Source organism: Gracilibacillus orientalis (genome assembly GCF_900114645.1).
Classification (GTDB): domain Bacteria; phylum Bacillota; class Bacilli; order Bacillales; family Amphibacillaceae; genus Gracilibacillus; species Gracilibacillus orientalis.
In genome coordinates, this window is record NZ_FOTR01000027.1 from 1 (window position 1) to 4,737 (window position 4,737).

The 4,737-nt window shown below is 35.3% G+C and carries 5 protein-coding genes; 1 reads left to right on the top strand and 4 read right to left on the bottom strand.

Features of this window, described 5'->3' with window-relative positions; all coding sequences use genetic code 11:
* Window positions 1-139: 139 nt before the first annotated feature.
* Window positions 140-2,092, bottom strand: a complete 1,953-nt coding sequence (gene metG / locus BM121_RS21645; RefSeq protein ID WP_091486870.1) for a methionine--tRNA ligase — start codon at window positions 2,090-2,092, stop codon at window positions 140-142.
* A 290-nt stretch (window positions 2,093-2,382) separates the two neighbouring features.
* Here metG and BM121_RS21650 point away from each other — a divergent pair, with 290 nt between their 5' ends.
* Entirely contained in the window at window positions 2,383-2,661 is a 279-nt protein-coding gene (locus BM121_RS21650) for a transition state genes transcriptional regulator AbrB (RefSeq protein WP_091486873.1), read from the top strand.
* Between the two features lie 75 nt (window positions 2,662-2,736).
* Here BM121_RS21650 and rsmI read toward each other — a convergent pair whose 3' ends face one another.
* From rsmI to BM121_RS21665, 3 genes are read right to left on the bottom strand one after another with little or no spacing between them, the layout of a single operon-like run.
* Window positions 2,737-3,603: a 16S rRNA (cytidine(1402)-2'-O)-methyltransferase gene (gene rsmI / locus BM121_RS21655; protein WP_091486876.1), complete on the bottom strand. Its 867-nt coding sequence runs from the start codon at window positions 3,601-3,603 to the stop codon at window positions 2,737-2,739.
* Entirely contained in the window at window positions 3,575-3,880 is a 306-nt protein-coding gene (locus BM121_RS21660) for a GIY-YIG nuclease family protein (protein WP_091486879.1), read from the bottom strand. Before BM121_RS21660 ends, rsmI begins: the two co-directional genes overlap by 29 nt.
* A complete protein-coding gene (locus tag BM121_RS21665; RefSeq protein ID WP_091486881.1) occupies window positions 3,864-4,610 on the bottom strand; it encodes a tRNA1(Val) (adenine(37)-N6)-methyltransferase in 747 nt (248 codons plus the stop codon). The genes BM121_RS21660 and BM121_RS21665 overlap by 17 nt, the downstream gene beginning before the upstream one ends.
* Window positions 4,611-4,737 lie beyond the last annotated feature (127 nt).

Below are 4,737 nucleotides of genomic sequence, written 5' to 3' on the forward strand. Positions count from 1 at the left end.
GCACTCACCATTAATCAGAATGAAAGCAGCAAATTCACATGAAAGTTACTGCGCAGTTTATGTTTTTGTTTCAATTTCAAACAAAAAAGTATACACGCGTACTTATACTATTGCACCGTGTGTATACTTTTTAGAATTTTTATTTTACAACGGATCCGTTTGGCAGGTCTGATTCGACTGTAGCCAGAGATAACGAGCCGTCTTTGTCTTCTCCGGATAGAATCATACCTTCTGATAATTCCCCACGCAATTTAACGGGTTTTAGATTGGTTACACAGATTACCTTTTTCCCTAATAACGATTCAGGAGTGTAGAATTGTGCAATACCGGATATTACTTGACGTTTTTCACCGCCAAGTTCTAGCTGAATACGTAATAATTTATCAGCATTTTTCATTTTTTCTGCGTGTGTTACTTCTGCCACGCGTAAATCTAGTTTCATAAAATCATCAAATACGATTTCATCTTTTTTTTCTGTTTTCTCTTCTTTCTTCTCCGGTTTAGGTTTTGTCATCATGTCTTTAATAATTTGCACTTCTTTTTCGACATCTAAACGCGGGAAAATCGGATCTTTCTTAACAACTTTCGTTCCTGCTTCAATCACTCCAAAGTTTGATAGGCTTTCCCAAGTATGAAGTGATTCGTCATCACTTATACCAATTTGTTCAAAAATACGATTTGGTGTTTGTGTCAGGAATGGACGTAATAGAATCGCAATACGACGTAAACTGTCGACTAAATGCGCCATTACATTTCCTAAACGATCCTTTTTGTTTTCATCTTTCGCTAAAACCCATGGCTCAGACTCATCAATATATTTGTTTGTGCGACTAACATATTTCCAAATGTGTGTTAATGCAACAGAAAAGCCCATATCATCTAATGCTTCTTCTACATTTGTTACTGTTTCTTTACCTAAAGTTTCTAATTGTTCATCAAAGGATTCTTCAGAAGCATGAAATGCAGGAATTGCACCATCAAAATATTTATTAACCATCGCCACTGTACGATTTAATAAGTTACCTAGGTCATTAGCAAGATCGTAATTCGTACGGTCTACGAAACCTTCCGGTGTGAAAACGCCATCTGAACCAAACGGAACTTCGCGTAACAAGTAATAGCGTAATGCATCTAAACCATAACGATCCGTTAAATTTATTGGATTCACGACATTTCCTTTTGATTTCGACATTTTTCCATCTTTCATTAAAATCCAACCGTGCGCAAATACTTTTTTCGGTAATGGTAAATCAAGTGCCATTAACATAATCGGCCAATAAATCGTATGGAAACGAACAATTTCTTTACTCATTAAATGAACATCCGCTGGCCAGTATTTTTGGTATAAACTATCATCATCTGTACCATATCCTAATGCAGTGATGTAATTACTTAAGGCATCAATCCATACATAAATAACGTGTTTAGGATCTCCAGGTACTTGGATTCCCCAATCAAATGTGGTACGAGATACTGCTAAATCTTCCAATCCTGGTTTAATAAAGTTATTGATCATTTCATTTTTACGGCTTTCTGGCTGGATGAAAGATGGATTTTCATCATAAAAAGCAAGTAAACGATCCACATACTTACTCATTTTGAAAAAGTATGATTCTTCTTTCACATATTCCACAGGCCCACCACAATCAGGACAGTGACCATTTTCTAATTGTCTTTCCGTGAAAAAGGATTCACAAGATGTACAATAACTACCTTCATATTCATCTAAGTAAATATCACCTTGCTCTAATAATTTTGCGAAGATTTTTTCGACAACTTTTTTATGACGCTCTTCTGTAGTACGAATAAAATCACTATAAGATATATCTAGCTTTTCCCATAAGTCTTTAATACCGCTGACAATTTCATCTACATATGCTTGTGGGCTAACCCCTGCTTTGTCCGCTTTTATTTGGATTTTTTGACCATGTTCATCTGTTCCTGTTAAATAACGAACATCATACCCTCTGAGTCGTTTGTAACGTGCCATCGCATCCCCAGCAACCGTACTATAGGCATGGCCAATATGTAAATTTCCACTTGGATAGTAAATCGGTGTTGTTATATAAAAAGTTTTCTTTTGCTCTGTCATGCTATACCTCCTCAATACATTTTCATTCTATATATAAACAGTCTGTTTTTATTGTAGCGACTTTTCGAACATTTTTCCATCATAAATACATTGTCACCATTTTATTTACTTTTAAAACATCAATATTTGTCGAAAAATATCTGGAAACTAGGCTCCTATATTTAACAATTTTTTAAAAAAGCTTGAAAAAAATTGTTAAATTAAGTTTGACAATAATGGCAACTAATGGTATTATAACGCTATAGATGTCGAATATTGCCGAATTTATTTATCAAAGGGGAGAATAAATAATGAAATCAACAGGTATTGTGAGAAAGGTAGACGAACTAGGTCGAGTTGTAATTCCGATCGAACTTCGTCGTACATTAGGAATTGAAGAGAAAGATGCTCTTGAAATTTATGTCGATGATGAGCGTATTATCTTACAAAAATATAAACCAAATATGACTTGTCATATTACTGGTGATATCTCTGACGACAACTTTACATTAGCAGATGGAAAGCTAGTTCTTAGTCCAGAAGGTGCTCAGACACTAGTTGATGAAATCCAGAATAAATTAGACAAATAATTTAAACATGCTAAAGAATATAAATAAAAACCCTGTTTCATTAATTGAAATGGGGTTTTATTTATATTTGTATTTTCATTCCATATGATAAGCACTGTACACTTCTCTTTTGGGAACATTGCGCTCTTTTGCTACGGATTTGATAGCTTCTTTACTTGAGTATTCCTCTAACTCCATCACTTTTTTGACATGGTCTTTTAACGTAAGTTCTATCCACCAATTCTTATCCGGATTGTCCTTGATACCTTCCACAACAATACAACATTCTCCTTTTATCGTGTGACCTGGTATCCAATCCGCTATTTCTGGTATTGTTCCTCTAATATATTCTTCATATCTTTTAGTTAATTCTCTTGCTATTGCTACTTGTCTGTCACCAAGTGATTCTTCTAATATTTTGATGGTGTCCTCAATACGGTGAGGTGATTCATACAAGATAAACGTTGTATCAATCGATTGTAACAATTGTAATGCTTGATCACGGTCTTTTTTCTTTCTCGGTAGAAAACCATAAAAATAAAAATGGTCGGTTGGTAAACCTGAGCCAACCAGTGCAGATAAAGCAGCATTTGCCCCTGGTAAAACAACAACTGGAAGCTCCGCTTGTATTGCCGCTTGTACTACTTCATATCCTGGGTCTGAAATCCCTGGCATACCTGCATCACTCACTAGTGCTAGGTTTTGCCCATTATTTAGCAGTTCGAGGATCTGATCTTGTCTTGCCATTTTATTATGTTCATGGTAGCTGATCATCTTTTTCTTTAGCTCAAAATGATGCAACAACTTCCCTGTATTTCTCGTATCTTCAGCTAAAACGGCATTAGCGTCTTCTAATACTTTTAATGCGCGGATCGTAATATCTTCTAAATTACCAATTGGTGTCGGTACCACGTATAACGTGCCTTTTTCACCATCAGTTTGGTAGCTCTTTTGTATCTGCATATACGCCATACCTTTCCATTTGCTTTTCTTTTATTAATATTTCTTTTTGTTTCCTGGAGAGTTTTTTAATTTTTGCTTCTAGTTGCATTGCTTCTGATTTTGTCTGACATTGCTGTTGGTACTTTAAATGAAAGGGTGCTCGTCCTCTTGTATATTTCGCACCTTTTCCTTGTTCATGCATTTTTAGTCTTCTATCGATATCAGTTGTATAGCCTGTATAGAATGTTTCATCTTTACATTTAAGAATATAGACATAGTGATTATTTTTTTCTTCCATATAATATACCTTCTACCTCTTTTGTATAATTTCCTTCTTCATCGAAAGCATATAATGGTGGTAGCAGCTTGAGATCTGGATTTCCATCTCTAATTCCTTCTATTAATAATATGTTTGCTTCTTTTCCTTCTTTTGGATAGACGAAGCGAACGCGCTTTGGTTCTATTTTATATTGTCGAAATAGCGTAATAATATCGACAAAACGTGATGGACGATGAACCATGGCTACTTTACCACCTGATTTAACGAGCTTACTACTCGATTGTACCACATCTTCTAACGTACAATAGATTTCATGCCTTGCGATCGTCAGATAATCATTATGATTTTGATGATTTTTATTCTTGGTTTGAAAATATGGTGGATTGACGGTTACTAAATCAAATTTATTGTTTTTGAAATGATTCGGCATGTCTTTTAAGTCACCATGGATCATGTCAATTTGATGGTTCAGGTGATTGATCTCAATACTGCGGCATGCCATCTCATATAATCGCGCTTGAATCTCGACGCCTATGATCGGAACATTGGAGCGTCTTGATAATAATAAGGGGATAACGGCGTTGCCTGAGCAAAGATCAAGTATTTTCCCTCTTGTCTTTGGGGTTGTAGTGAAGTCTGCCAGTAACACGGCATCGATGGAAAAGGCGAACTTAGTTGGACTTTGAATGATTTGCATAGTTTGATCTGCTAACAGATCGTCAATTCGTTCGTCTTCATTTAATTGCATTTCGTTTATCTCCTTCAATAAAGTGCATAGTTGATATATACTGCGAAGTAATGAAAGTTTTGTTTGTTCTAAGTAGTGCAGTAATTAGATGTGCGGTAATCTAAGACATAATTTTGAAATATATCGT

Excerpts from the sequence above, each read along its gene's own strand:
- metG (WP_091486870.1), bottom strand. The coding sequence starts at position 2,092 with ATGACAGAGCAAAAGAAAACTTTTTATATAACAACACCGATTTACTAT.
- BM121_RS21665 (WP_091486881.1), bottom strand. The coding sequence starts at position 4,610 with ATGCAATTAAATGAAGACGAACGAATTGACGATCTGTTAGCAGATCAA.
- BM121_RS21660 (WP_091486879.1), bottom strand. The coding sequence starts at position 3,880 with ATGGAAGAAAAAAATAATCACTATGTCTATATTCTTAAATGTAAAGAT.
- rsmI (WP_091486876.1), bottom strand. The coding sequence starts at position 3,603 with ATGCAGATACAAAAGAGCTACCAAACTGATGGTGAAAAAGGCACGTTA.
- BM121_RS21650 (WP_091486873.1), top strand. The coding sequence starts at position 2,383 with ATGAAATCAACAGGTATTGTGAGAAAGGTAGACGAACTAGGTCGAGTT.